The 26,097-nt window shown below is 56.8% G+C and carries 22 protein-coding genes, 1 tRNA gene, 5 pseudogenes and 1 riboswitch; of the genes and pseudogenes, 20 read left to right on the top strand and 8 right to left on the bottom strand.

Translation table 11 applies throughout. The features are described 5' to 3' along the window. Positions 1–72 precede the first annotated feature (72 nt). Positions 73–291 carry a hypothetical protein gene (locus N8E89_RS01460; protein ID WP_262260934.1) on the top strand — a complete coding sequence of 73 codons (219 nt, stop codon included), beginning with the start codon at positions 73–75 and terminating at the stop codon, positions 289–291. 633 nt (positions 292–924) lie between these two features. On the opposite strand, the gene N8E89_RS01455 is transcribed toward N8E89_RS01460, so the two are convergent. Both N8E89_RS01455 and N8E89_RS01450 read right to left on the bottom strand, forming a co-directional pair. Next, positions 925–2,043 (bottom strand): IS110 family RNA-guided transposase, encoded by a 1,119-nt coding sequence (locus tag N8E89_RS01455; RefSeq protein WP_262260933.1) that lies wholly within the window; start codon positions 2,041–2,043, stop codon positions 925–927. Positions 2,044–2,353: 310 nt separating this feature from the next. Beyond that, entirely contained in the window at positions 2,354–2,692 is a 339-nt protein-coding gene (locus N8E89_RS01450) for a BA14K family protein (RefSeq protein WP_245448602.1), read from the bottom strand. 143 nt (positions 2,693–2,835) lie between these two features. Here N8E89_RS01450 and N8E89_RS01445 point away from each other — a divergent pair. From N8E89_RS01445 to N8E89_RS01395, 12 genes and pseudogenes are all read left to right on the top strand, one after another. After that, positions 2,836–3,952 (top strand): annotated as a pseudogene (locus N8E89_RS01445) (endonuclease/exonuclease/phosphatase family protein). Between the two features lie 3 nt (positions 3,953–3,955). Beyond that, on the top strand, positions 3,956–4,669 hold the full coding sequence (locus N8E89_RS01440; RefSeq protein ID WP_262260931.1) for an NUDIX hydrolase: 714 nt from the start codon (positions 3,956–3,958) through the stop codon (positions 4,667–4,669). 79 nt (positions 4,670–4,748) lie between these two features. Further along, entirely contained in the window at positions 4,749–5,669 is a 921-nt protein-coding gene (locus tag N8E89_RS01435; RefSeq protein WP_106662798.1) for a PhzF family protein, read from the top strand. A 115-nt stretch (positions 5,670–5,784) separates the two neighbouring features. Next, positions 5,785–5,860: transfer RNA gene (locus N8E89_RS01430), tRNA-Lys, on the top strand. Between the two features lie 88 nt (positions 5,861–5,948). Continuing rightward, on the top strand, positions 5,949–6,293 hold the full coding sequence (locus N8E89_RS01425) for a RidA family protein (RefSeq protein ID WP_113172065.1): 345 nt from the start codon (positions 5,949–5,951) through the stop codon (positions 6,291–6,293). A gap of 251 nt (positions 6,294–6,544) precedes the next feature. Next, on the top strand, positions 6,545–6,817 hold the full coding sequence (rpsU, locus tag N8E89_RS01420; RefSeq protein ID WP_106662800.1) for a 30S ribosomal protein S21: 273 nt from the start codon (positions 6,545–6,547) through the stop codon (positions 6,815–6,817). Between the two features lie 187 nt (positions 6,818–7,004). Continuing rightward, positions 7,005–7,235, top strand: a complete 231-nt coding sequence (locus N8E89_RS28940) for an NADPH-dependent FMN reductase (protein ID WP_315975665.1) — start codon at positions 7,005–7,007, stop codon at positions 7,233–7,235. Continuing rightward, entirely contained in the window at positions 7,192–7,473 is a 282-nt protein-coding gene (locus N8E89_RS28935) for an NADPH-dependent FMN reductase (RefSeq protein WP_315975664.1), read from the top strand. Before N8E89_RS28940 ends, N8E89_RS28935 begins: the two co-directional genes overlap by 44 nt. Before the next feature lie 148 nt (positions 7,474–7,621). After that, a riboswitch (TPP riboswitch) is annotated at positions 7,622–7,738 on the top strand. Positions 7,739–7,842: 104 nt separating this feature from the next. Beyond that, a pseudogene (thiC, locus tag N8E89_RS01410) lies at positions 7,843–9,662 on the top strand (phosphomethylpyrimidine synthase ThiC). A gap of 4 nt (positions 9,663–9,666) precedes the next feature. Next, positions 9,667–10,626 (top strand): glycine oxidase ThiO, encoded by a 960-nt coding sequence (gene thiO, locus N8E89_RS01405; RefSeq protein WP_262260929.1) that lies wholly within the window; start codon positions 9,667–9,669, stop codon positions 10,624–10,626. Beyond that, complete coding sequence (gene thiS / locus N8E89_RS01400) at positions 10,623–10,820, top strand: sulfur carrier protein ThiS (protein WP_113172068.1); 198 nt, start codon at positions 10,623–10,625, stop codon at positions 10,818–10,820. Before thiO ends, thiS begins: the two co-directional genes overlap by 4 nt. Before the next feature lie 4 nt (positions 10,821–10,824). Further along, positions 10,825–11,602: pseudogene (locus N8E89_RS01395) on the top strand (thiazole synthase). A 29-nt stretch (positions 11,603–11,631) separates the two neighbouring features. On the opposite strand, the gene N8E89_RS01390 reads toward N8E89_RS01395, so the two are convergent. Further along, complete coding sequence (locus tag N8E89_RS01390; RefSeq protein WP_106662805.1) at positions 11,632–12,081, bottom strand: RrF2 family transcriptional regulator; 450 nt, start codon at positions 12,079–12,081, stop codon at positions 11,632–11,634. Positions 12,082–12,289: 208 nt separating this feature from the next. Between N8E89_RS01390 and N8E89_RS01385 the strand changes: the two genes are divergently transcribed. From N8E89_RS01385 to cysW, 4 genes are all read left to right on the top strand, one after another. Further along, positions 12,290–12,565: a hypothetical protein gene (locus N8E89_RS01385; protein ID WP_146147747.1), complete on the top strand. Its 276-nt coding sequence runs from the start codon at positions 12,290–12,292 to the stop codon at positions 12,563–12,565. 288 nt (positions 12,566–12,853) lie between these two features. Then, a complete protein-coding gene (locus tag N8E89_RS01380) occupies positions 12,854–13,861 on the top strand; it encodes a sulfate ABC transporter substrate-binding protein (RefSeq protein ID WP_262260927.1) in 1,008 nt (335 codons plus the stop codon). A 103-nt stretch (positions 13,862–13,964) separates the two neighbouring features. Beyond that, positions 13,965–14,807, top strand: a complete 843-nt coding sequence (gene cysT / locus N8E89_RS01375) for a sulfate ABC transporter permease subunit CysT (protein WP_262260926.1) — start codon at positions 13,965–13,967, stop codon at positions 14,805–14,807. Beyond that, a complete protein-coding gene (cysW, locus tag N8E89_RS01370) occupies positions 14,791–15,657 on the top strand; it encodes a sulfate ABC transporter permease subunit CysW (RefSeq protein WP_262260924.1) in 867 nt (288 codons plus the stop codon). The genes cysT and cysW overlap by 17 nt, the downstream gene beginning before the upstream one ends. Positions 15,658–15,683: 26 nt before the next feature. On the opposite strand, the gene N8E89_RS01365 is transcribed toward cysW, so the two are convergent. From N8E89_RS01365 to N8E89_RS01345, 5 genes and pseudogenes are all read right to left on the bottom strand, one after another. Next, a complete protein-coding gene (locus N8E89_RS01365) occupies positions 15,684–16,244 on the bottom strand; it encodes an alpha/beta hydrolase (RefSeq protein ID WP_113172098.1) in 561 nt (186 codons plus the stop codon). A 164-nt stretch (positions 16,245–16,408) separates the two neighbouring features. Next, positions 16,409–17,359: a lysylphosphatidylglycerol synthase domain-containing protein gene (locus tag N8E89_RS01360; RefSeq protein WP_262260922.1), complete on the bottom strand. Its 951-nt coding sequence runs from the start codon at positions 17,357–17,359 to the stop codon at positions 16,409–16,411. A gap of 39 nt (positions 17,360–17,398) precedes the next feature. Then, a pseudogene (ybaL, locus tag N8E89_RS01355) lies at positions 17,399–19,164 on the bottom strand (YbaL family putative K(+) efflux transporter). A 188-nt stretch (positions 19,165–19,352) separates the two neighbouring features. After that, entirely contained in the window at positions 19,353–21,887 is a 2,535-nt protein-coding gene (secD, locus tag N8E89_RS01350; protein WP_106662812.1) for a protein translocase subunit SecD, read from the bottom strand. 109 nt (positions 21,888–21,996) lie between these two features. Then, a complete protein-coding gene (locus tag N8E89_RS01345; protein WP_262260921.1) occupies positions 21,997–22,425 on the bottom strand; it encodes a hypothetical protein in 429 nt (142 codons plus the stop codon). Between the two features lie 188 nt (positions 22,426–22,613). Between N8E89_RS01345 and N8E89_RS01340 the strand changes: the two are divergent. The 3 genes and pseudogenes from N8E89_RS01340 (at position 22,614) to guaD (ending at position 26,059) form a co-directional block, all read left to right on the top strand. Then, positions 22,614–23,328 (top strand): annotated as a pseudogene (locus N8E89_RS01340) (2OG-Fe(II) oxygenase). A 188-nt stretch (positions 23,329–23,516) separates the two neighbouring features. Then, on the top strand, positions 23,517–24,746 hold the full coding sequence (locus N8E89_RS01335) for a urate hydroxylase PuuD (protein ID WP_262260919.1): 1,230 nt from the start codon (positions 23,517–23,519) through the stop codon (positions 24,744–24,746). Further along, the gene (gene guaD, locus N8E89_RS01330) at positions 24,743–26,059 is read left to right on the top strand and encodes a guanine deaminase (protein ID WP_262260918.1); all 1,317 of its coding nucleotides are present in this window, start codon (positions 24,743–24,745) and stop codon (positions 26,057–26,059) included. The genes N8E89_RS01335 and guaD overlap by 4 nt, the downstream gene beginning before the upstream one ends. Positions 26,060–26,097: the final 38 nt, after the last annotated feature.

The raw sequence follows: 26,097 nt of genomic DNA, 5'->3' as shown, positions 1-26,097 counted from the left end.
CGGGCGTAAAGTCCGTTTGTTGGAAAGCTGCGTCCATTCCTCCCAGCGCGGCGTCGTTTTCCCCCTGGCGGCGTGGCTGTTGACCCGGTCGGCACGGCTGTTGACCCGGGCAGCGGGTCAGATGTCTTGTATGGCGGCAGCGGTATCGACAGCCCTTGTGTCGCGGGCACGTCCGACGGTGGCGGCGGCGGAATGTCGAATGTCGTTGAAGTGGTTACCGCTTCCTGGGTCCCGTTGCCGCCCTCGTTGCATCCACCCAACATTGTCAGGAGCGGTACGGCAGGCAAATAGGCACAGCCCATCAGAAGCGCGCGCCGCAGCTGCGAGACCTGATTGGCTTTCGAAGAAGACTGCTTCTTATGGTTGATTCCAAAATTTATTTTCACTTCATACCCCACAAAAATTGCTGAAAATATCTTTATATCCCGCTGCGAATACGGGCTTTTCAATCAATAAAGCGGCTAAATATCGAACCGCTGCATTCGTAAAGCAGGTTTCGTGCCAAATACTTCACCAAGACGGAAAAGTGCGCGCGTGGGACGATTTGCAGCCCTGGAGCGATACATTGGACAGGCGGGACGCATCAATTATTCTCGCCCGAGGCTCTCTTATGTTCGTTTGCAAGCTCTTTAGTCACGACTCTTTCCTTTCCGGCTTTGACGACGAAAGCACATGCGCGAAGCTGTTGAACAAAGGAGGAGGCAGGGCGTTTAGACGACGGCTGGCATACTCTTATGCGCGGGTTGGGTACCGCATTTCCGTGTGTTCGTCTGGGGCTGCCTCTGTCTAATCTCGGACTTGGAATTTATCCGCCACATAGAGCCTGCGAGGGTTCCCCACCGGAGCCCTGCCTCCATCTTTGTCCAACAGCAGATGATTTTAAATTTTGGGTTAAGCGTCTCTCTTCAAGCTGACCATCGGCATTTAGCCTTTAGCTGTGGGAGCGACCTCCTGTCCAATCGCCCACAGGAATGCTGCCATTTCTCGGGCAATGGCGGTGACAGCGACGACCTTCGGCTTGCCTGCCGCCATCAGTTTTCGATAGCGCGCGCAAAGCCGCACCTGGGCTTTCCAGGCAATCTCGCGAACCGTTCTTGGCAGGTCATCCAGCCGCGCCTGGATCTTCGGGCTCACGCGAGCCGGGAAGCGATATGTCCAGGCCGCTTCAACGAGTACCCTTCGAGCCCTTGTGTTGCCGGCCTTGGTGATCCCAGCGCGCTTGACCCTTTCGCCCGTTGAGCGTTCCGACGGCACAAGACCCAGATAGGCCATCAACTGACGGGGATTATCGAAACGCCTGACATCGCCGATCTCGACCACAAAGGTGACCGCAGTCATGAACGCGACGCCGCGCATCGCTTGATAGGCTGCCACAACCGGTGCCATCGACCAGGATGCTGCGGTCTCCACCACCAGCTTGGTCAGCCGATCCAGACGCACGCCGGCATCCTCGATGGCCTGGCAATATTCTGCCAACAGAATTTGGTGGGCGGGATGATCGAAGGCCTGGCATGCCAGCCATCTTGTATGGGCGCGCGTCCAAGGCGTGCGGCCAGTATAGATCCGGCCGTGGCGCAGGAGAAAAGATTGGAGTTGTTGGCGTGCCTGCTTCAGCGCATCGTTGGCAGCCTCGCGAGCCCGCACCAGGTCGCGGATCGCCTCATGGCCTTCGTCCGGAACCCAGACAGAGGTCAGTTCGCCCGCCCGGTGCAGGCGCGCCAGACTTACGGCATCCCGGCGGTTTGTCTTCACCCGGTCGCCCGCACGCTTGGGCACCAGGGACGGCGCCACGACCACACAATCGTGCCCCAATTCAACAATCTGCCGGTAAAGACCGTAACCGGTCGGGCCGGCCTCGTAGCAAAAGTGAAGCTTGGCCCCGCGTCGGGAAAGCTTGTCGACCATCGACGCCACCGACGCCGGCTCCGAAGAGATGTCGCCGAAAAACCGCACCTCGCCGTTGCGCACCCCGTCCGCAACCGCAACTGAAATCTTCAGCTTCGACGTATCCAAGCCGATGAAAATTACGCTATTCTCTTTCATGGTTCGCCCTCGCTAAGCGTGGAGCTCGGCTCCGGCCTATCCAGAGCAACCCCCGAATTCAGCTTACTGCGGGGGCGGGCCACCTTCACCCCGAGAACATACGGTCTAATCGCCGAGTTGATTGAAACTGTGCATCGGCTCTCCGGCGGGCTGCCTAATATTTGGAGAGGTGTAGGCTCATATCGAAGCAGTCTGCCGGAGGGAATGTGTGGGCAATGTCGAGGGTTTGGCGGGGCCGATAGCGGCGTCCCTGAGCGGTCATCCTCGCGGATTGCCCCAAGTGGACTTCGCAACGTGTTTTTGGAGGATCCTACAAATCGCAGCGGCGGCGCGGGCCAACGAACGGCTGGTAGGTGTTGTCGAAAGCCCGATAGGATTGGTATTGGGCCCGGCAGCGCTCCGTTTGCGTCGGTCCGGATGGGCCAACCGGGCGGCGCACGCGGAAGTCAACGCAACGGGATGATCCGGTGCAATCGCGTGACGCCGGATTGATCGGAGAACCGTTGCGAAGAATAAGCGGCTTGATCGGTACCACGTCGAGACCGCGCGGTGCCGGCCGATAAGTCTCGACTCCCTGAGCGGAAGCGCTGACAAGTTGCGTTGCCAACAGGAGGCCGAGCGCCGCGGGCAGGATTTTCAAAGCTGTCATTATCGTTCCGCCATGATCCGTCATTCATCTCATATAGGCGCATCTTGCGATGATCGCTACTGGTGGCAATCCGTCAATAAGGATAGGTTCAATCTGGAGGAACGCAGTTGCTCCACAGATTGTTTCAAACGCTCGAGTCTTGCATGGTTGTCCGCATCGCTACGTTCAATGTCGAAAATCTCATGAACCGTTTCGACTTCTCGGGTTTCAAAAACAATCTCAACAAGGACCGGACATTGCAACTCTTCCAGATTCAGGATGAGGAACAATACCGGCAGTTGGAGCAGGCACGGACCATCGCCCATGCCGACGATACCCGCCAACTGACTGCACTGGCCATTGCCGAGACCCACGCGGACATTCTCTGCCTGCAGGAGGTGGACAATATCGGCGCGCTGAATGCATTCGAATTCGGCTATCTTTTCAAGATGGTGGGAGAGGGCTACCGGCACAAGTACATGATCGAGGGCAATGACAGCCGCGGCATCGACGTGGCGGTGCTGATGCGGGAGACCACCCGCTATGGGGAACCGATCGAATTCGTCAAAATGACCAGTCACGCCCATAACACCTATAATGATCTGGGCATCCATGGCCCGGAGCTGGCGCTGCTCGGCATCGAACCGCATGAGCGCATCTTCAAGCGCGATTGTCTCGAGATCGATTTGTTCATCGGTGGCATGCCCCTGACGCTATTTGTCAGCCACTTCAAATCAATGGGTTCGCCGCGCAACGGGCTGGACGGGCGTGCATCGACCATGCCGGTGCGGATTGCGGAAGCGCAGGCGGTGCGCCGGATCATTGAAGACAAATATGCGTCAAGTGGCGGTTCGGCAGACAAGCGCTGGGTGATTTGCGGCGATTTCAATGACTATCGCGAAAGGATCATCATCGGCGGCGATCTCGCTTGCCGGATATACGTTCGAGCCCGTCAGCGAACCTTCAAGCAGCGTTGACATCCTGCTGGAAGGCGGTTTTTGCGAAAATCTGGTGGAACGCCGCCCCGTCATGGATCGATGGACGCTCTACCATACGCGTGGGCCGCAAGAGCGCCACCTGTGTCAGCTTGACTATATCCTGGCGTCGCCGGCCCTGGCACGCAGCAATACCAGTGCGGTCCCCGATATTATCCGGCGCGGTCAACCATACCGGACCATATTTCCACCGAATCAGGAGGTAGAACGGTTTCCCCGCGTCGGCTGGGACCGACCGAAAGCCAGCGACCATTGCCCGGTCGCAGTCTCTCTCAACATGGTTTGATTTATGATAGGTATTCCCGAAAAGACTGTCATCCCGATCAAGAGCGCAATTGTGCGCATAGACAGTGCACCGCTGCGCTATGAGTTGCAGCACAACGCGGCAATCGCCTCCAACTGGCAAAGGGCCACAACCGCCAATCCTGCCCTGTTCAATGGCTCGTTCTTCATGGCCGAGGAGGCACATCTGTCAGTCGAAGCATTCGAGGCGAGGTATCATCGCACTCGCTTTGCCACGATGATGCATTGGAAGGCAAATACATCGAATGACAAGCCCTGGCACATCTATGGCGTCGGGGTCATTGTTTCCAACGACAACAAATTGATCGCGGGCCGGATGGCTCCTTCGACTTCAGCAGCTGGCCGGATCTATTTCCCTGCCGGTTCCTTTGATGACGATGATGTGGTGGGTGAATACATCGATATCGAAGGCAACATGCACCGGGAAGTCGAGGAAGAAACCGGCATCGTCCTCCCGGAAGCCGGGAAGCGCGACGGAAACATTCATCTGGTCACCGCCAACCGGAATATAGCGCTGTTCCTGCGTCATTATTTTGATCTCAGCGCAGATGATTTGCTCGAACGTATCCGGGCACATATCTCGTCCCAGGTTGATCCCGAACTCGACGATATTACGGCTATTTCAGCTGCGGGTGAAATGGGTGAAGCGACGCCGCTGACGTTTCGAACCTTTGCCGATTGGCATTTCGGGCATCGCTGAATGTTACCGTCACAAGGTTTGACTTGAACAGCCCACGCCTTGGTCTATTTTCTCCGGACAATGCCCGGGAGAAATTCAAATGAGCGGTCGCAATTATGAGGTTTTTGACGTTTTCACCGACAAGGTGCTGACCGGAAATCCGTTAGCCATCGTGCATGACGCGGAAGGTCTGGATGACCTCACCATGCAGCGCATCGCGAGAGAGTTCAACCTTTCAGAGACTGTCTTTATCCTGCCCGCGAAAAACCCGGCCCATACCGCATGGGCCCGCATTTTCACACCCGACTACGAAATGCCGTTTGCGGGGCATCCGACAGTTGGAACTGCTGTGGCGCTGGCTCAGCGCCGTTTTGGCGATGGCAAGGAGGGGCAGCAGGATGCATTGATCATTCTGGAAGAACAGGTTGGACCTGTACGCTGCGGGGTGAAGCTGAGTGCAGGCGGTGCGTTTGCCGAGTTCGACCTTCCACGCTTGCCCCAAGCGATACCCTATAAATATGACAAGATCGCCATCGCCAATGCGATGCGGCTCGAGCCGCGGGAGATTGGTTTCGAGAACCATGTTCCGAGCATATGGGACGCTGGCGTGCCATTTCTGCTGGTGCCGATCCATGGCCTCGAAGCGGCGGGACGCATCAGAATCAACCAGACCGCCATGAAGGATGTCGCGCCCACGATTGGCCATCGCCAGCTGCCGGTCTATGCCTATTGCCGCGAGACGATCCTGCATGGCAGCCATTTTCATTCGCGCATGTTTGTCAGTGATGACGGCACCTATGAAGATCCGGCGACAGGGTCAGCGACCGCTGCCTTCGCAGGAGCCATCCATGCCTTTGATGAGCCGCTCGATGGTGTGTTGCGGCTGTCGATAGAGCAGGGGCACGAAATGGGGCGGCCGTCTCACCTGCGTCTTGAACTCGACATCGTCGACCAGAAGCTGACAGGCGGGCGTATCGGCGGCTCCGCGATCAAGATTGCGGAGGGGCAGCTTTTTGTGTGAGGTCCGACTTTGCGCTGTTACTGTCCGCCGCCGTCATAAAGTTTTCAAGAAGGGCTGGACAGGCAGAATTTGCGCCGTTATAGAGCCCTCACCTTCGGTCGTCAAAGCGGCTGACGGGCACATAGCTCAGTTGGTAGAGCAGCTGACTCTTAATCAGCGGGTCGTAGGTTCGATCCCTACTGTGCCCACCATTCTTTCGAAAAAAGGGCCGCACGGCCCTTTTTTCATGCATGCAAGGCAGGCGCCTGCCTGCTCGCAAATCGCTAGAGGAGAGTTTCCATGAGCATTCGTCGCATTGAAGTTGGTCCGCGCATGAGCCAGGCCGTTATCCATGGCAACACTGTCTATCTCGCCGGTCAGGTTGGCGGGCCAGGCAAGAGCGTCACCGAGCAGACCAAGGACGTTCTGGCGGCAGTCGATCGCCTCCTCAAGGAAGCGGGTACCGACAAGTCCAAGCTGCTGCAGGCCATTATCTGGCTCGATGACATGAAAGACTTCGGCGAGATGAATGCAGTTTGGGATTCGTGGGTCGATCCGGCCAATACACCGGCACGCGCAACCGGCGAAGCCAAGCTCGCGACTCCGGAATACAAGGTCGAGATCATCATCACCGCAGCCATTTGATCTCGTCCGCGGGGCCCAAATCGGGCTGCCGCGTCCCGGAATACAAAAGGTACCCGCCGGGCTGATCGGAATAACTGGCGGGAAATAAAGGAAAGCCCGAGTAAATTGCTCGGGCGCACTGGATTTTTGGCGCGGAAATGCATAAAGTCCGCGCTTCTCCGGATTGCCGTAGTGGCAATTCTTCAAACGCTTGTCTGATTGCGGTCAATTGTGGTTCTGCAAGACGAGGCAAGCATGGGTAAGGAAAACGATTGCAAGTTCTCGTCCGTGACAACAATGTTGAACAGGCCCTGAGGGTCCTGAAGAAGAAGATGCAACGGGAGGGTCTCTTCCGTGAAATGAAGGCGCGTCAGGCATTCGAAAAGCCGTCCGAGCGCCGTGTCCGCGAAAAGGCAGAAGCCGTGAGCCGTGCCCGCAAGGCTGCACGCAAACAGGCACAGCGCGAGGGCCTGTTGCCCGGTCCGAAGAAAAAGGAACGCGTCGCCCGTCCGGCTGCCAACAATGGCAGCGATTTCAACAGATAATCCTTGACCGGCCCGACCGGTCATTTGCTGAGACGACAGAACCCGCACAGCCTTTGCTGTAGCGGGTTTCGTTTTTCATGAAGGCTTTTGACAGAATTATCCGGTTTCCAAAAAGTGCCTTCTTGTGAAGCGAGACGTGGCATTCCTATTCATAGGCGACATGATTCAACCGTCCTATGGAGTTACAATGGCGCTCAGGCTCAACATCATCATCGCCAGCACACGGCCCGGCCGTGGCGGGCCGGCAGTTGCAAAATGGTTCAATGAATTTGCCAGGCAAGATGGCCGGTTTGAACCTGTTCTGATCGATCTTGCCGAAATCAATCTGCCGATCTTTGACGAACCCAATCACCCCCGCCTGAAAAAATACGAACATGCCCACACCCGCAAATGGAGCGAGATCATCGATCTCGGGTGATGCCTATGTTTTCGTTACCCCGGAATATGATTACTTCACGCCGCCGTCTCTGACCAATGCGATGATCTATCTCTGGCAGGAGTGGAACTACAAGCCCGCGGGTTTTGTCAGCTATGGCGGCGTCTCGGGAGGCTTGCGCTCGGTCGAGATCAGTCAAGGGACTGATGGCCGGATTGCGCATGGTTCCCATCCCGGAAGGCGTTCCGGTGTCTTCGTATCAGCAGTACATCAACGATGAAGGCGTATTCCAGCCGAGTGAAATCATCGTGACAAGCACAACGACCATGCTCGGCGAGCTAACCAAATGGGCTGGCGCGTTGAAACAGCTTCGCGCATAGCAAGACATTCACCCGCTTGACAACGAAGTCGCGAGCGGGTCAGTTAGGGTTATTCACCAGGGGAGTCCCGACAAGGGGCTGAGATACTGCTGGCTTTTGCAGCGCAGTGACCCGTTGAACCTGATCCAGTTCATACTGGCGTAGGGACGGTGCAAAAGTCTTCGCGTTTGGTGCTTCGGCTCGACTTGTATTTCGGACTCGCGAACTCCTTTCATCCTTCCGGCACAGAACTGGGTTTCCACGCAAATAAACTGCAAAGGAACCTGATGATGACCGCTATAGCAAAAATCACCGAGGCCCCGAAGGTTTCGACCGGGCCGCTGCCTGCCTCCACCAAAATCTATAAACCGGGTCGCATTCACACCGGGATCTCGCGTGCCCATGCGCGAGATCGCTGTTCATCCAACTGCCGGTGAACCCAACCTCACGGTTTACGATCTCGTCGGGCCGATACACAGATCCATCCGTTGAGATTGACATCGCCAAGGGTCTGCCGCGTATCCGCGAGCCGTGGCTCGCCGCCCAAGGTGACACCCATTCCTATGAGGGCCGGCACATCATTCCCGCCGACAATGGTTTTGCCACCGGCGAGCGCCTGACGCCGGAATTTCCGATCCGCAATCAGCCGCAGAAGGCAGCGGGCAGCAAGGCCGTTACCCAGCTCGCCTATGCACGAGCCGGCATTATCACGCCGGAAATGGAATATGTCGCGATCCGTGAAAATCTTGGCCGTGAGGCGGCGAGAACGGCCGCTGTGCGCGACGGCGAGTCATTTGGCGCTTCCGTGCCGGACTATGTGACCCCGGAATTCGTTCGCGAGGAAATAGCCCGCGGCAGGGCCATCATTCCGGCCAATATCAACCATCCAGAACTTGAGCCGATGATCATCGGCCGCAACTTCCTGGTCAAAATTAACGCCAATATCGGCAATTCCGCCGTCACGTCCTCCATGGCGGAGGAAGTGGAGAAGATGGTCTGGGCGATCCGCTGGGGTGCGGATACGGTGATGGATCTCTCCACCGGGCGCAACATCCACAATATTCGCGAATGGATCATCAGGAATTCTCCGGTGCCGATCGGGACCGTGCCGCTGTATCAGGCGCTGGAGAAGGTTGGCGGCATCGCCGAGGACCTCACCTGGGAGATCTACCGCGATACGCTGATCGAGCAAGCAGAGCAGGGGGTGGACTATTTCACCATCCATGCCGGCGTGCGCCTGCATTACATCCCCCTGACGGTGAACCGCGTGACAGGCATCGTATCGCGCGGCGGTTCGATCATGGCCAAGTGGTGCCTCCATCACCACCGCGAGAGCTTCCTTTACGAGCATTTCGAGGAGATCTGCGATATCTGCCGTGCCTATGATGTGAGCTTTTCTCTGGGTGACGGCCTTCGCCCGGGTTCGATCGCCGATGCCAATGATGCGGCGCAATTTGCCGAACTTGAAACGCTCGGCGAACTCACGCAGATCGCCTGGGCCAAGGACTGCCAGGTGATGATCGAGGGGCCGGGTCACGTCCCGATGCACAAGATCAAGGAAAACATGGACAAGCAGCTTGCCGTTTGCGGCGAGGCGCCATTCTATACGCTTGGACCGCTCACCACAGATATCGCCCCGGGCTACGACCACATCACGTCGGGTATTGGTGCCGCGATGATCGGCTGGTTCGGCACGGCGATGTTGTGCTATGTGACGCCGAAAGAGCATCTTGGCCTGCCCAACCGCGACGACGTAAAAGTCGGCGTGATCACTTACAAGATCGCCGCCCACGCGGCGGATCTCGCCAAGGGGCATCCGGCGGCGAAGCTGCGTGATGACGCCCTGTCGCGGGCGCGCTTCGAGTTCCGTTGGGAAGACCAGTTCAACCTTTCGCTCGATCCCGAAACGGCACGGCTCTATCACGATGAAACCTTGCCCAAGGAAGCGCACAAGGTGGCGCATTTCTGTTCAATGTGCGGACCGAAGTTCTGCTCCATGCGCATTTCCCACGACATCCGCGCCGAAGCGCAGAAGGAGGGCATGGCAGCCATGGCGGAGAAATTCCGCGAGGGCGGCGATCTCTACATGCCGCTCAACAGCGAGGCCTGACATCGTGGACGTTCTGGTCAGAGGCGCCGGCGTCGCGGGGCTCGCCGCTGCCCACGAACTCGCGTCGCGCGGGGCGCATGTAACGGTCTTGGATCCTCTCACCAGCGGGCGAGCCTCCTGGTATGCAGGGGGCATGCTTGCCCCCTATTGCGAGCGGGAAAGCGCCGACCAGGTGGTTGTGGATCTCGGTTTGCGAGCAGCGGACTGGTGGGACGCCGCGCTGCCCGGCTCCGTCATTCGCAACGGTACGCTGGTCCTTGCCCCGGCGCGCGACGTCAGGGAAGTTGACCGGTTCGGGTCGCGGACATCCGGCTATGAAGTGGTCAAGGAAGAGGCCATTGCAGCGCTTGAGCCTGATCTGGCCGGGCGCTTTCGCAGAGGTTTGTTCTTTGAAGGGGAAGCACATCTCGACCCGAGACACGTACTGATAAGTCTGGCCGCAAGGCTTGCCACCGCGGGCGTTTCGTTTGAAACGGATCTATCGCATTCTGCTGCGGGCAGCTTTGATTGGATCATTGATTGCACCGGGTACCCTGCGGCCGATGAGGACATACGCGGTGTGCGCGGGGAAATGCTGATCTTGCGCACACCTGATATCTCGCTATCGCGTCCGGTCCGGCTCGTTCACCCGCGCTTCCCGGCCTATGTCGTGCCGCGTGAGGACAACACCTTCATGGTGGGCGCGACGATGATTGAAAGCGACTCGCATGGACCGATCACGGCGCGTTCGATGATGGAATTGCTCAACGCGGTCTATAGTCTGCATCCGGCGTTTGGGGAGGCCGAAGTCATCGAGACGGGGGCTGGGGTACGCCCGGCCTACCCGGACAATCTGCCGCGTGTGGCACGCGAAGGACACACGATCAGCATCAATGGACTTTATCGGCACGGATTTCTGCTTGCACCGGCGATGGCTATGCGGGCCGCTGACATGATTTTTCAAACCAGGAGCGAAAGCCCATGAAACTTGTCGTCAATGGTGAACCGCAGGACGTTGCCGCGCAATCTCTTGACGCTTTGCTCAGGGAGCTGGAGTTCGAGGGCGAGTGGCTGGCGACAGCAGTGAACGGCGAATTGGTACGGTCACCCGATCGTTGGGCTTGCCGCTTGAATGACGGCGATCGGGTTGAAGTTCTCACTCCGCGGCAGGGGGGCTAACCCCATGCTGAGACTCTACAAGACCGAACTTTCCTCCCGGCTTTTGTTGGGGACGGCGCAATATCCTTCGCCTGCCATCCTGGCGGATCTCGATCAAAGCTTCCGGCACGGAAATCATCACCGTATCGCTCCGCCGTGAAATGGCCGGTCGTAAATCCGGTGACAGGTTCTGGTCACTTGTCCGGTCACTGGGAACGCACATTCTGCCGAATACGGCTGGATGCCATACGGTCAAGGAGGCTGTCCTCACAGCGCAGATGGCGCGGGATGTGTTTACGACCGACTGGATCAAGCTCGAGGTTATCGGCAATCATGATACGCTGCAGCCTGACGTATTTGCGCTGGTCGAGGCTGCCCGTGTCTTGTCCGATGACGGGTTCAAGGTCTTTCCCTATACGACAGATGATCTTGTAGTCGCCGAGCGCCTGCTGGACGTTGGATGCGAAGTGTTGATGCCATGGTGCGCGCCAATAGGTTCGGCGCTCGGTCCGCTCAATTTGTATGCATTACGGTCATTGCGGGGACATTTTCCTGAAGTTCCAATGATCATCGATGCCGGTCTGGGACGTCCTTCGCATGCGGCGACGGTTATGGAGCTTGGGTTTGACGCGGTCCTGCTCAACACTGCGGTGGCAAAGGCGGCTGATCCGGTAGCGATGGCGGGCGCATTCGCATTAGCAACGCAGGCAGGGCGGGCTGCTTATCACGCCGGCATGCTGGAGCCGCGCGATGTGGCTGTGCCGTCAACGCCGGTGATTGGCAAGGCGGTGTTTGCGCAATAGCTGGGTCTGCAAGCTCAAGGCCCGAGGCCCTAGCTGTCGAGCATCTCGGCAATCTTACCGTCCTCGCCATAGACGAGACAATCGGCGATGGTCGTCCTGTCGAGAACGCCGCGCGTGACATTGGCAACCTCGTTGAAAACATGACGGATTTCGCATGTCTCCTCGCTCTGGCAATCCTCGCAGCGGCGATAGGCGATCTTGCTCAGGCAAGGCAGAGGTGCGATCGGGCCATCAATGAGGCGGAGCACTTCGCCGAAGGTGATGTCTTCGGCTGGCTTGAGCAGCAGATAGCCGCCCATCTTGCCACGACGGCTCATGACAATGCCCTGATGCTTCAGATCAAGCAGAATCTGTTCAAGAAACTTCTTTGGAATGTTCTGTTCTTCCGCGATATCCGAGATGAAGAGAGCCTTCTCGGCATCTGCCCTGGCCAGAACGACGAGCGCCCGCAGAGCATATTTGGCTTTTTGCGATATCATTTTTCTTGCCTGACTACCGTTGTGGTGCAGTCATAGTCCCTCGCACCGCATTTTCTAGTGTAAAAATGTTAAAAAAATGAGTTTTTCTGCGGCCGATAAATGTCTCAAAAATAATGTGTAAGACCCTGAAAAATAATAATTCATTAAGATTTCAACGAAGATCGCTTCAAAATCCATACACGATTAACCCGGTAGAGATTGTTGACAAATGATTTCAAGCAGTCATCATCGGCTATCGGTTGACCGCAAAAGGCAACTGCACTCTGCAACCGAATTGTTTATGGAGGTCGCAATGTACAGTGAAGTATCAGGCATTTTTAATCGGGCGGAACGCTTGTGGCGGGGCGTTTTTGCTGCTGAAACTCTTGATCGGAATGCAGGCGATCTGAAGCAACGCGACAGCGAGGAAGCTTCGGCCAAGAAGCACCGCAACTGGACCGAGGAAGATTTCCTCTGGTGCTGGCAGCATCGCGGTTTTTGGTGAGTCTTTTCCAATATTCAGGCAAGAATTCCCTCCGGCAGAACGATTCTAAATAGACAAAACTTGCTCTAGAGCAGGCAGCGCCGCGGATTGCAGGCTGCTTGCTCTGTTTTGTTTCATTCGCAGTATTTGATTTCAGTTCAGTCCAGGACATTGGAACATAAATTCTTCCGCAGCGCTGGTTTTACCGGCATCCTCGCAAAAATTGTCCGCGTTTCAATCAGGTCGCGCGGATCGGGTGGCGAATGCAATGCGGCGGTGCAAGTGCGCCGGCGAGCTTGGGAGAATTCAATGAAAAGACTGTTCGTATATGCCGCGGTGGCGCTGAGCCTGAGCCTCACTCCGGTCAAGGCCGCCGACGAGCCGAGCGAAATCCTCAATGTTTCCTACGATATTTCTCGTGAGCTTTATGAGCAGATCGACAAGGCCTTCACCGCCGCTTACAAACAAGAAGCTGGCAAGGATATAACCGTCAACCAGTCGCATGCCGGTTCTTCGAAGCAAGCGCGCTCCATCCTTGAGGGGCTCGAAGCCGATGTCGTTACCTTCAATCAGGTGACCGATGTTCAGGTTCTGCACGACAAGGGTGACTTCATTCCTGCCGATTGGCAGTCGCGTCTCCCGAACAATTCATCGCCCTATTATTCACTGCCTGCCTTTCTCGTCCGGGCAGGGAATCCAAAACAAATCAAGAACTGGGATGATCTGGTTCGTGACGACGTCAAGGTAATCTTCCCCAACCCCAAGACATCTGGCAATGCGCGCTATACTTATCTTGCGGCCTATGCCTACGCGCTCGAGGCGAACAACAAGGACGAAGCCAAGGCACAGGAATTCGTGAAGAAGCTGTTCGCCAATGTGCCGGTATTCGATACGGGCGGCCGTGCGGCCACGACCACATTTGCAGAACGCGGCATCGGCGATGTGCTGATCACGTTCGAGGCGGAAGTATTGGGGACGCGCAAGCAGCTTGGCGAAGACAAATACGAAGCGGTCGTCCCGCCGGTAAGTCTCCTGGCCGAATTTCCGGTAACCGTCGTTGATAAGGTTGTCGACAAACGGGGATCGCGTGCCATTGCTGAAAGCTATCTGAAGTTCCTCTATTCGCCGGAAGGGCAGGACATTCTCGCGCAGAATTTCAACCGGGTGAACGACGAAACGGTGAAGGAAAAATACGCCGCGCAATTTCCCGAGACGCGCCTGATCACGGTCGATGACGCCTTTGGCGGATGGAACAAGCTAACGAAGGACCATTTCTCCGAAGGGGGTATCCTCGACAAGGTTTTCACCAAGCGGTGATTTTCTTTGGCTAAAATCCAGTTCACGGCGCGGTTTGTTGACCGCGCCGCTTCATTTTCAACCTTCGCTTGCGTTAACTACAACTTCCTCTAGAAAACTGCTCATGTCGTTGCTTTCAAAATCGAGTACGCGTGGAATATTGCCGGGTTTTGGTCTCACTATGGGTGTGACCCTGCTATACTTTGCCGTCATCGTTGCCCTGCCGCTTCTGGCCATGCTGTATAAATCAGTCAATTTGGGCTGGGCGGATTTCTGGACCATCATTTCGTCGGAGCGAGCGCTCGCGACCTATCGCATTACGGTTGGCGCGGCAGCATTGGCGACAGTTTTCAACGCCGTGTTTGGCGTGCTTCTGGCCTGGGTGCTGGTACGCTACGAATTTCCCGGCCGGCGCCTTCTCGATGCAGTGATCGACCTGCCGTTTGCGCTGCCGACAGCCGTGGCCGGTCTCGCACTCGTCACTGTCTTTTCTACAAATGGCTGGTTCGGCCAATATCTTGAGCCACTTGGCATCAAGGTCGCCTATGCGCCGCTCGGCATTGCGCTGGCCATGATGTTCACCAGTATTCCTTTTGTCATCCGGACGGTGCAGCCGGTGCTGGAAGACGTCGCGACCGATGCCGAGGAGGCCGCGCGGTCTTTAGGCGCTACCAATTGGCAGATATTCGCGCGGGTTATCTGGCCGGCCATTTTCCCTGCATTCATAGCGGGTTGCAGCCTTTCCTTCGCACGCAGCCTGGGTGAGTTCGGCGCCATTGTCTTCATATCAGGCAATTTGCCATTCGAGACGGAAGTCATGTCGCTGCTCGTGTTCATCCGGCTGGATGAGTATGACTATCCGGCGGCGGCCGCCCTGGCGACCGTCATGCTTTTCACGGCCTTCGTCATGCTTTTCGTCACCAATTCCATTCAGGCCTGGCAGCTTCGATATGCAGAACACAGCTGATCTCGTTGTACCGGCCATTGCGGTCCAACCGTCGCGGCGGCATGGCGCCAGGCCTTCACGGCCGTCGCACTGGCTGCTGATCATTTCGGCGATCCTGCTGTCGGTCCTGTTCATCGGCGTGCCCATGCTGGTGATTTTTACCTATGCCTTCCGCGAGGGGATCGCCGTCTATTTCTCGCAGATCGCGCAACCCGCGACCCTCCATGCAGTGTGGCTAACGGTTTTGACCGCGATCGTCGTTGTGCCGATCAATATGGTGTTAGGCATTTGCGTGGCCTGGCTCGTCACGCGCTTCCGTTTTCCCGGGCGGCGGCTGCTGATTACATTCGTCGAGATTCCGTTCTCTGTCTCACCCATCGTTGCAGGCGTGACCTATCTGTTTCTCTATGGCAGTCAGGGTCTGCTCGGACCGCTACTCGACAGCTATGACATCAAGATCATGTTCACCGTGCCGGCCATCATTCTCGTCAGCCTGTTCGTGACAAGCCCATTCGTAGCGCACGAACTTATTCCCCTGATGCAGGCGCAGGGCAGCGAGGACGAAGAGGCGGCGATCACCCTCGGGGCGACGGGTCTGCAGACATTTTTCTACATAACACTGCCCAATATTCGCTGGGCGTTGCTCTACGGAGCGGTGCTTTGCAACGCCCGTGTGATGGGGGAGTTTGGTGCTGTTTCGGTCGTTTCCGGCGCTATTCGGGGCCAGACGAACACGTTGCCGTTGCAGATCGAACTGTTGTTCAATGATTACAACGTCACCGGCGCCTTTGCTGCTTCGTCTACGCTGGCACTGATCGCGGTGGTGACGCTGGTACTGAAATATCTGCTTGAGCGGAACCAGACCAGTTAGGCCCTTGATTCTGGCCGCATGGCGCTTCAGGCGGCGCGCTGTGTGCGAAACCTCTCCTGAGGCCGCCGCATGGAATCGGCGAGAATGTATGCCTCGGGCCATGATCCGAAACCGCTCTCGATGTTGATATGCCCGGCATATTGCATATCGACAAAGCCAGCGCCCCAGATATCGGCAAGTGCCCGCGCTTTGTTGAAGGATATATAAGGATCGTCCCGGCTAGCGACGACGATCGAGGGGAAACCAAGATTGTGACGCGGCAGCGGTGCAAAGCTGCGAAACTTCGAATCGTGTACGGCCATGCGTTCGGCATCAGCCGGCGCAACCAACAAAGCACCCGCTACATGGGCCGCCGATGGGCGGCTGGCCAGGTGTGAGACGAGAACGCACCCGAGGCTATGAGCCACCAGAATCGCGCCGGGCGTCTCCGCAAGTGCTGCCTCCAGCACATGCAGCCATTGTGACAGCACCGGGTTCTCCCAGTCATCCTGCTCAACGAGACGTGCGGTCTCATCCTCAGCCAGCCATTGACGTTGCCAATGCCCCTTTTCGGAACCGCGATATCCTGGAATGATCAATGTCGTCATCGGTGCTACCTTCAAACAAATTTTCTTAAGGGGAAAATCTGACGTGGCTTCAGAATAGGCCGGCGACACATATCCTTGAAGGAACAGCACACTAAACTCTGCGAAATCTTGAAAATATTCCTGCATAAATATCGATGATCGTAAAATGGCCCCGACGTTCACGGTCAGGCTTCACCATCCTTCTTGTACCAGCGCAGCAGCAGTTGCGAGCGCTCGAAAAAGAGCACCACAAGCAGCGAGAGCGCAAAGGGGATCAGAAGATAGAACAACCGGAAAATGATGAGCGCTGCCAGCACATCTGCCTGATCCATGTCAGGCAAACCAGTGAGGAAGACCAGCTCCAATACGCCGAGGCCACCTGGCGCATGAGAGATCAACGCGGCAGAAAATGAAACCAGAAATATGCCGAGAATGATGAGGAAGCCGGGATTCCCAGCAGCTGGGAGAGTGAAATAAATGATGGCGGCGGCACCGATGAGCTCCAAAGGCCCGACGACGAGTTGTTGAGCCACAACCGATAGACGCGGATACTCGAGTGTAAAGCGGCGAATACGCAACGGCTTGAAATGCAGCCAGCTGCCAAAAACATACAACGATACGACTGCCAGCGAGCCAAAACCAAGGACGTAGCTCAAGGAGAGCGGCAGATCGGTGTTGAAACGCTGCAAAAGTTCCGGTTCGACCAGCAGCACAACGGCGCTGAGCGTCAATACTCCCAGCAAGAAGGTAAACGAACAGAATGCAATCAGCAGTGCAATTTCGGGTCCGCTCATACCTTGTGAGGAATAGGCACGGTAGCGGACGACCGCGCCGGACAGTACCGACGCGCCGATATTGTGCGAGAGCGCATAGGTTGTGAATGAGCAAAGGGCAATGAACACCCAGGAAATCTTGCGGCGAAGATGCAAAAGCGCAATGCGGTCGTAGCCGGCAAGTGCTGCATAGGCGACGAGGGATGAAAGGCCCGCCAGAATCCAGCGATGCACGGGAATGGCGTAGAGGCTGTGGATCACGTCGTCGAGCGAGATGCTCCGCAGTTCCCGGTAAAGGAGCCATACGGAAATGCCGACGGCAGCCAGTCCGATGACCGGCCATACATAATCCTTCAACTTCATGCTTTTTCCTGCCGAGCTGTCATTATAGGCTTCTTTTTATCATTGTCCGGTCAATGGCCCCTCCGGCTTCGGCTCGTCAAGGTTGAGAATATGGGCAACGATGCCGCGTGCGATCTCGCGTTCGCCCATAATGACTGCATCGGCACCAAGGTCCTGTAAATGTTGTACTTCGGCATCCGAATGGGCACGAGCCAGAATGTTGATGACCGGATTTGCAGCACGTGCCTTGACGACGACTTGCCCCGCCTCGAATGCGTTCGGAATGGCAAGTATCAACTGGCGCGCGCCGGCCAGGTTGGCAGCCGCCAGAATATCTCCATTGGCAGCATTGCCGACGATCGTTTCGATGTCGTCGTCACGCAGCTTAGCCACCGTTTTGTCTGCGTCTTCAATAACCAGAAAAGGCTTGCCGGCTTCCTTCAAGGCATCGCCAACGAGACTGCCCACACGGCCATAGCCAATCAGAACTGCATGATCGGTAAGCGTGGTGGGGCGGATTTCTTCAACGTCGGACTCCTTCACGGGGGTCGCCTCAGGATCAGCAACAGGCTCAGCTGTGGCGGGGAGGCGCTTCTCGAGCTTCGGTTTCAGATAGCTGACCCCGGCAAACACGAGTGGGTTGAGGAGAATGGAGAGGATAGCTCCGCCAAGGATCAGATCACGGCCTTCTTCTGGCAGCATGCCCAGCCCCACGCCAAGCTCGGCAAGAATGAAGGAAAATTCGCCAATTTGCGCGAGACTGGCAGAAATAATGAGGGCTGTTCCCATCGGATAGCCGAAGGCAAGGACTATGAAAAATGCCGCCAGCGACTTGCCAATGACAATGATCGCAAGGGTCGCGAGAAGCGGCAGCGGGTCGTTGACGATCGTCATCGGGTCGAACAGCATGCCGACAGATACGAAGAACAGCACCGCGAAAGCGCTCGCGCAAAGGCAGGGATTCTTCTGCTGCCCGGTGGCTGAGTTCGGATCTCGCTCATGATCATGCCGGCGAAAAAGGCACCGAGCGCCAAGGATACTCCAAAGAGCTTCGATGCGCCGAAGGCAACGCCAAGCGCAATTGCGAGAACCGCGAGACGAAAGAGTTCGCGTGAGCCGGTATGCGCGATCGCGTGCAAGGTCCATGGAATGACCCGGCGGCCGACGATGAGCATGACCGCAACAAATGCTGCAACCTTGCCGAACGTCAGTGTGATGACGCCGCCTATGCCGAGATTAAAATAGGATGCGATCGGGTCGCTTGCGGCGTGGATTGCCCCGTCCGCTGTGCCGCCGCCATTGATGGCGCCGGCGATGGCGGGCAGCAATACCAATGCAAGGACCATCGCAAGATCTTCGACGATCAGCCAGCCAACCGCGATGCGGCCGCGTTCAGTCTCGATGAGACGGCGTTCCTGCATGGCGCGCAGGAGAACGACCGTACTTGCTACCGACAGAGCCAGACCAAAAACCAACCCGGCTTGCATGTTCCAGCCAAGGATCCAGGCGAGACCTGCACCAAGCAGGGTTGCCGCCACGATTTGCACGATGGCCCCGGGGATAGCGATCGCGCGGACCGACAGAAGGTCTTTCAGGGAGAAATGCAGCCCGACGCCAAACATGAGCAGGATGACGCCGATTTCCGCGAGTTCGGCCGCCAGGTCCTGATCGGCAACAAATCCGGGAGTGTGGGAGCCGGCCAAGACGCCGGCGACAAGATAACCGACAAGGGGTGGAATACGCAGGCGGTTGGCAATCGCACCGAAAATGAAGGCCAGTACAAGACCTATGACGATTGTCGCAATCAGCGGCGTTTCATGAGGCATATGTCGGCGTCTCCCCCTTGTGAGCTATTGAAAGAATGAAAAATCACGGTCCTGCAGCAGGGACCCGTCCAGCAGTATTGCGTACCGGGGAGGGCTTGCAAACCGATTTCGTCGATATGCGGTGCAGGAAGGTGATTTTTTCCCTGCACCGCAAATAGTTAGCGTCGATCGCTAACAGGGATTTCCGGTCAGCCCTGAGCTACCGGTTTTTCACTGGAACCAATGCGGTGAGCGTGGTTCTTTTCCCACCAGGTTCCCAGCAGCAGCAAGATAGGCGCTGCAATGAAGAGCGAGGAACTCGTTGCAATGACAACGCCGAAGAGCATCGGCAGAGCAAAGTTTTCCACTGCCTTGCCGCCCCAGATCGCCATTGGAAGCATGGCAAGGAAGACGGTCAGTGAGGTGTAGATACAGCGCGCCAACGTCTGATTGATACTCAGATCGATGATCTGACGCAGGGGCATTTTCTTGTGGATGCGCAAATTCTCACGCATGCGATCGTAAACCACAACCTTGTCATTGACGGAGTAGCCAATGATTGTCAGCAGGGCCGCAATCGCCGTCAGATTGAAGTCGAGTCCCATCAGCGCGAAGAAGCCAACCGTTTTGGTGGTGTCGAGGATCAATGTAGCGATCGCACCAAGCGCGAAATGCCATTCGAATCGCCACCAGATGTAAAGCAGCATGGCCAAGCTGGCGAGAACGACCGCGAGGATACCCGACCGAGCCAGTTCTTGACTGACCTTTGGTCCGACGACCTCCGAACTTTCAATCTTCACACCCGGATCAAGCTGCTCAACCGCCGCCTTGACTTTGGTGACAGCTTCAGTCTGCGCGATCTCGCCACCCTCTTGCCGCTGCACGCGGATAAGAACCCTGTTGTCACCACCAGCTTGTTGCAGGGCGACTTCTCCGAGACCAAGACCCTCCAGTGTTGAACGCATGGAGGCGAGATCAGCAGGCTTTGAGGTTGTGACGTCGACCTGGATACCACCCTTGAAATCGATGCCATAGTTCAGGCCAGGGTGGATGAACAGAACGATCGATGCGATCGACAGGAAGATGGAAACGCCGATACCGAAGAAGCGCGCGTTCATGAACGATATGTTCGTGTTTTCCGGAACGAGCTTGAACAGGTGTTCGATACGGATTGTCTTCATTTTCCGGCGGCGGACAATGGCGGTCATCATGACGCGGACGACGGTGACAGCAGTGAACATCGAAACGAGCGCGCCGATGATCATGGTGATGGCAAAGCCGCGGATCGGTCCGGTACCGAAAAGGAATAGCAGGAGCGTCGCGATAAGGTGTGTGGCCTGCGAGTCTATGATCGTCGAATAGGCCAGCTTAAAGCCGCGATCGACCGCAGCCATGGCGCCGATGCCCTTGCGCGCTTCTTCGCGAATACGTTCATTGATTAGAATGTTCGCGTCCACGGCAAAGCCAATACCCAAAATGATAGCCGCTATGCCGGGCAGTGTCAGTGTCGCGCCAAGCAGGCTCAATATGCCGAACGTCAGCACGACATTCAGTGCGAGAGCAAGATTGGCGATCAGACCCCAGCCGCTATAAAGGACGAAGATAAAGCCGACGACGAGTGCAAAGCCGATCAGACCTGTCAGCAGGCCCATCTTGATGACGTCGCCGCCAAGGTCGGGACCTACCGTGCGTTCTTCAATCACGGTAAGGGGCGCGGGTAGCGCACCAGCGCGCAGAAGCGCCGCAGTCGTGACCGTGTCCTGGACTGTAAAATTGCCGGTGATCTGGCCAGAGCCGCCAGTGATCGGTACCTGGATTACAGGCGCCGTCAGAACCTTGCCGTCGAGAACGATGGCGAAAGGCCGGCCGACATTCTGGCTGGTAATGTCCGCAAATTGACGCGCGCCGACATTGTCAAAGCGGAAGGTTATGATCGGCTGGTTGGTCTGCTGATCGAATGCTGCACGAGCATCGGTCAGGCGCTCACCGCTAATGGCCACCCGGTCTTCGACCGGATAGGTTATGGCGGGATCCTTCACATCCGGCAGGGTCGTGACGCCTGGTTGCGGCGTTTCACCCGCATTGCGGTCTGCGACCATGTGGAAAGTCATCTTGGCGGTGCTACCAAGCAAAGCGCGGAGCTGGCTTGGATCTTGCAGGCCCGGAAGCTGGACAACGATGCGATCCGAGCCCACGCGCTGGATGGAGGGTTCCGCTACGCCGACCTGGTCGACACGGCGACGGACGATTTCAAGGCTCTGCTGCAGTGCATTGTCGAGCTTGTCCTTCATCCCCGCTTCGGTCAGCGTCAGGCGGATCTGATTGTCGTTGGTAGTAATGTCAATGTCACTGACAGGTGCCGCAAAACCAACCTGCGCAACCTGGGTGGTCAACTCACGCAAGGCAGTGACCGCAGCGTCGCGTTGGGCAGCATCGGCGAGGGTAACGACAACGCCGTCGCCAGCAACGCGAATGGATTGCGGCTGGATTTTGGCTGTACGCAAATGGCCGCGTGCGTCATCCAGCATGGACCTGATGCGGTCTTTCTTGAGGGCCGCCGCATCGACTTCGAGAACCAGATAGGACCCGCCCCGAAGGTCAAGACCCAATGCTACCTGTTTCTTGGGGAACCAGCTGGGCATGGCATCGAGCTGCGCCTTGGTAAACATGTTGGGGAGCGCGAGGACGATGCCTGCAAGAATGATAATAATATAGGTCCATAGAACCCATCTCGAAGTACGCATATCTGTGTTCCGTTGTGAGGTGCGGGCATGCTGCCGAGAACTGGATTACGAGTCTGCTTGGCGGCAGGCGGAGTTTGTTTTCGTCGTATCCTAAGCGGAAACGGTGATGTCAGGCCGCGGCCAAAGGAGGCGCGCGGGCGCTGAAAACTGAATTGTGGCCCAGTGTAAAACTTGAACTGACCTGAACGGAAAGTACATTCTTCCGGTTTGCGATAACCAGTCTTGAACCCGTGGGCAGCAATGTGTCCTGGGGACCGCTATCGGATTGCAGGCCACTCTTGATCTTCAAATGTAGCGCTTCCAGCGCCACGACGCGCATTGGCCGCTGCACCGGAGTCGATTGATCGCCGGCCTCGTGGGCGAGGCGCGTTTCGTTCTTGTTCGGTGTGCCGAATTCGCTGCTCGCGATACCGGCGTCGAGGCCTGTCAAGTAGACAGTCCCCAAGGCGGCCCCGATTGTCGAAACGAGCCAGAAAATAGAAATCAGGAGCGGCGCAGCGCTGCGCTTTCCTGTTTTGCTATTTCCATGAGTGCCCATTCTCTTATCCAATATTCAATTATCGCGGTGCTGAGCACCTCGCTGCGACTCTATTTATGAAGTCTGGCAGGCTGAGTCACCTAAAATCGTCGTGTTATGGCCAGCATGGCCCGAAAATATGTCGTTTTGCAGGAAACGGGTGGAACGAAACAGCCAGGATGGCACTCTTGTTCAACAACGGAGAAGTCATGATGGCAGATACAATCAGAAATGCAGCAGCAATCCCGTGGCGCACGATCGAGACGGAGCTGGACAATTTCGGCTGCGCCATTTTGAAGAATGTGCTGTCCAGGGCGGATTGCGAAAAGCTTGCGACGGGTTATCCCGACGACAGTCAGTTTCGCAAACGCATCGTCATGGCGCGGCATGGATTTGGGCGCGGCGAATACAAATACTTCAACTATCCGCTTCCCGGCCTTGTGAGCGATCTGCGCCAATCGCTTTATCCGCCGCTGGCCGGCATCGCCAACCGCTGGAATGAGTTGATGGGCATTGATGTCCGTTATCCGGACCAGCATGAAGCTTTTATCGAGCGATGCCACGAAGCAGGGCAGGACCGGCCAACGCCGTTGCTGCTGGAATATGGCGAAGGCGATTACAACTGCCTGCACCAGGATATATACGGCGTCCACGTCTTTCCGCTCCAGGTCGCGTTTCTGCTGTCCAGACCCCAGGAGGATTTCACGGGTGGCGAGTTTGTCCTGACAGAGCAGCGACCGCGCATGCAGTCACGTGCCGAGATCGTGCCGTTACAGCAGGGCGAGCGCAGTGATCTTTCCGGTAAGCCAGCGTCCGGTTAAAGGAACGCGTGGCCACTACCGGGTGAATATGCGCCACGGTGTCAGCCGCCTGCGCAGTGGCAAGCGCCATACGCTCGGCATTATCTTCCACGATTCGAAGTAGGGTCTGTTGGCCGCCTGCAAATGGCACGTTTCGGCGCCTCCGGTGCTCATGTACGACGATGTACACTGCGCTCCGGTGCTCGAAAGCACCATTTTCGGCACACGCTGACCTGAATCTCAACGGCCCTCGTTGCATCGACCCGCGAAGAACCGCATTGTGACGCGGTAAACCGCGTGCATGGGGCCTCGATGGATTATCTGATTTTCTGGGACTGGCTGAATTTTGCGGCGCGCTGGCTGCATGTGATCACGGCAATCGCCTGGATCGGATCATCTTTCTATTTCATTGCGCTCGACCTCGGATTGCGCCGCCATGCGGACCTTCCGCAAGGTGTGAATGGCGAGGAATGGCAGGTCCATGGTGGCGGCTTCTACCACATTCAAAAATATATGGTCGCGCCGGCGCATATGCCTGAACATCTCATCTGGTTCAAATGGGAGTCCTACTTCACATGGTTGTCCGGTTTCGTACTCCTGTGCATCGTCTACTATGCGGGTGCTGATCTCTATCTGATCGACCGCAATGTTCTGGATGTTTCGACGCCGGTCGCGATTCTGATCTCGCTCGCATCGATTTCAATCGGATGGCTGATCTACGACCTCTTGTGCAAATCGCCGCTTGCCGCAAACGATACTGCGCTGATGATCATTCTTTACGCCGTGATCGTCTTCATGGCTTGGGGTTACACGCACCTTTTCACTGGGCGAGCCGCGTTCCTGCATCTTGGCGCATTCACCGCGACGATCATGTCGGGGAACGTATTCCTGCTGATCATTCCAAACCAGAAGAAGGTTGTTGCCGACCTCATTGCCGGAAAGGTACCGGATCCCAAGCTTGGGAAGCAGGCCAAACAGCGTTCGACACACAACAACTACCTGACCCTTCCGGTTATCTTCCTGATGCTGTCGAACCACTATCCGCTCGCTACTTCCACGCAATTCAACTGGGTCATCGCAGCGCTGATATTCATCATCGGCGTACTCATCCGCCATTACTTCAACTCGCGGCATGCGGGGACGGGCAATCCGCACTGGACCTGGCTGGCCAGCACCATTCTGTTCATTATCATTATCTGGCTTTCGACTGTTCCCCAGGCCTTGACGGGCGAGCGAAAAGCTTCGCGCGCCGCTGAACCCTTCCTGGACGCAGCGAATTTCGAGCAGGTGCGGGATACGGTTATGGGACGTTGCTCCATGTGCCATGCGGCGGACCCTTCGTGGGAAGGGATCATGATGCCGCCAAAAGGTATTCGCCTCGATACGGACGAATTGATTGCGACCCATGCGAGCGAGATCTACATTCAGGCGGGCGCCAGTCATGCCATGCCCCCTGGTAATCTCACACAAATGACTGACGGCGAGCGTGCGCAGATTGTCTCGTGGTATCGTGGGGCAGTAGCGGGAAAATCAATGCAATGACGGAACTATTATTGCGTGGCCGTATCCTGACCTTTCATGACGAACCGCTGGCCGGCGAGACAAGCCCGGAAGCGTTCATTTATCTCGAAGATGGCGCCTTGCTCGTACGCGATGGAAAGGTCGTCGCACTCGATGACTATGCGCGGCTGCGGGGAGGGGAAGGCCGCAATGTCGAGGTCATCGACCATCACCCGCATCTGATCATGCCGGGCTTCATTGACACCCATATCCATTATCCGCAGATGCAGGTCGTCGGTTCCTATGCCGGCGCGCTGATGGAGTGGCTCAATAAGTATACGTTTGTCGAGGAGCAGAAGTTTTCAAATCAGGGACATCCGGAGCGTATCGCCTCGGCTCTGTTCGATGAACTGATCCGGCATGGCACTACAACAGCCGCGGCTTACTGTTCGGTACACAAGGCATCGGTCCAGGCGTTCTTTACCGAGGCGCACCGGCGTAACATGCGCATGATTGCCGGCAAGGTCATGATGGACCGCAACGCCCCGCCGGGCCTGCTCGATACGGCGCAATCCGGCTACGACGACAGCAAGGCACTGATCGACGAATGGCATGGCAAAGGCCGCCAGCTCTATGCGATCACGCCGCGCTTTGCGCCGACATCGACACCGGAACAACTTGAGATGAGCGGTACTCTGGTTCGCGAACATCCGGAACTGCATGTGCAGACGCATCTATGCGAAAACAATGCGGAAATCGCCTTTGTTGCGGAGCTGTTTCCGTGGAGCCGGGACTATACGCACGTCTATGAACATTACGGACTGCTCGGGCCGAAGACGCTGCTGGGGCACTGCATTCATTTGACGGACGCGGAAATCGGGGCAATCGCAAACAGTGCTTCAGTGGCAGTGTTCTGTCCGACCTCCAATCTGTTCATCGGCAGCGGACTGTTTGATCTTGCACGGCTGCGCGCGTCGGATCCACAGGTTCGGACGGCAATTGCAACGGACATCGGCGGTGGCACTTCCTATTCCATGCTGCGCACGCTGGATGAGGGTTACAAAATCCTCAATATTCAAGGCCAGAGATATCATCCCCTGCGCTCGTTCTATCAGGTGACACTTGGCAACGCACGGGCACTGTCATTGGAGGGCAATATCGGCTCGTTCGTCCCTGGCGCCGAGGCTGACTGTGTCGTGCTAAATGCGCGTGCAACGCCTGCCATGCGCATTCGTATGGAGACCGTGGAAACGCTTGTGGAAGAGCTCTTCCTGATGCAGACAATGGGCGATGACAGGACGATCGCCGAGGTTTACGTGGCGGGCAGGGCGGCCAAAAGCACTTTGACAAGCTGAGGATGTAAGGAACCAAAGGACAGGCTTGGCCGTTCGAC

Source organism: Phyllobacterium sp. A18/5-2 (genome assembly GCF_025452215.1).
GTDB classification, from domain to species: domain Bacteria; phylum Pseudomonadota; class Alphaproteobacteria; order Rhizobiales; family Rhizobiaceae; genus Phyllobacterium; species Phyllobacterium sophorae.
This window is presented reverse-complemented; position numbering and strand designations above follow the sequence as displayed.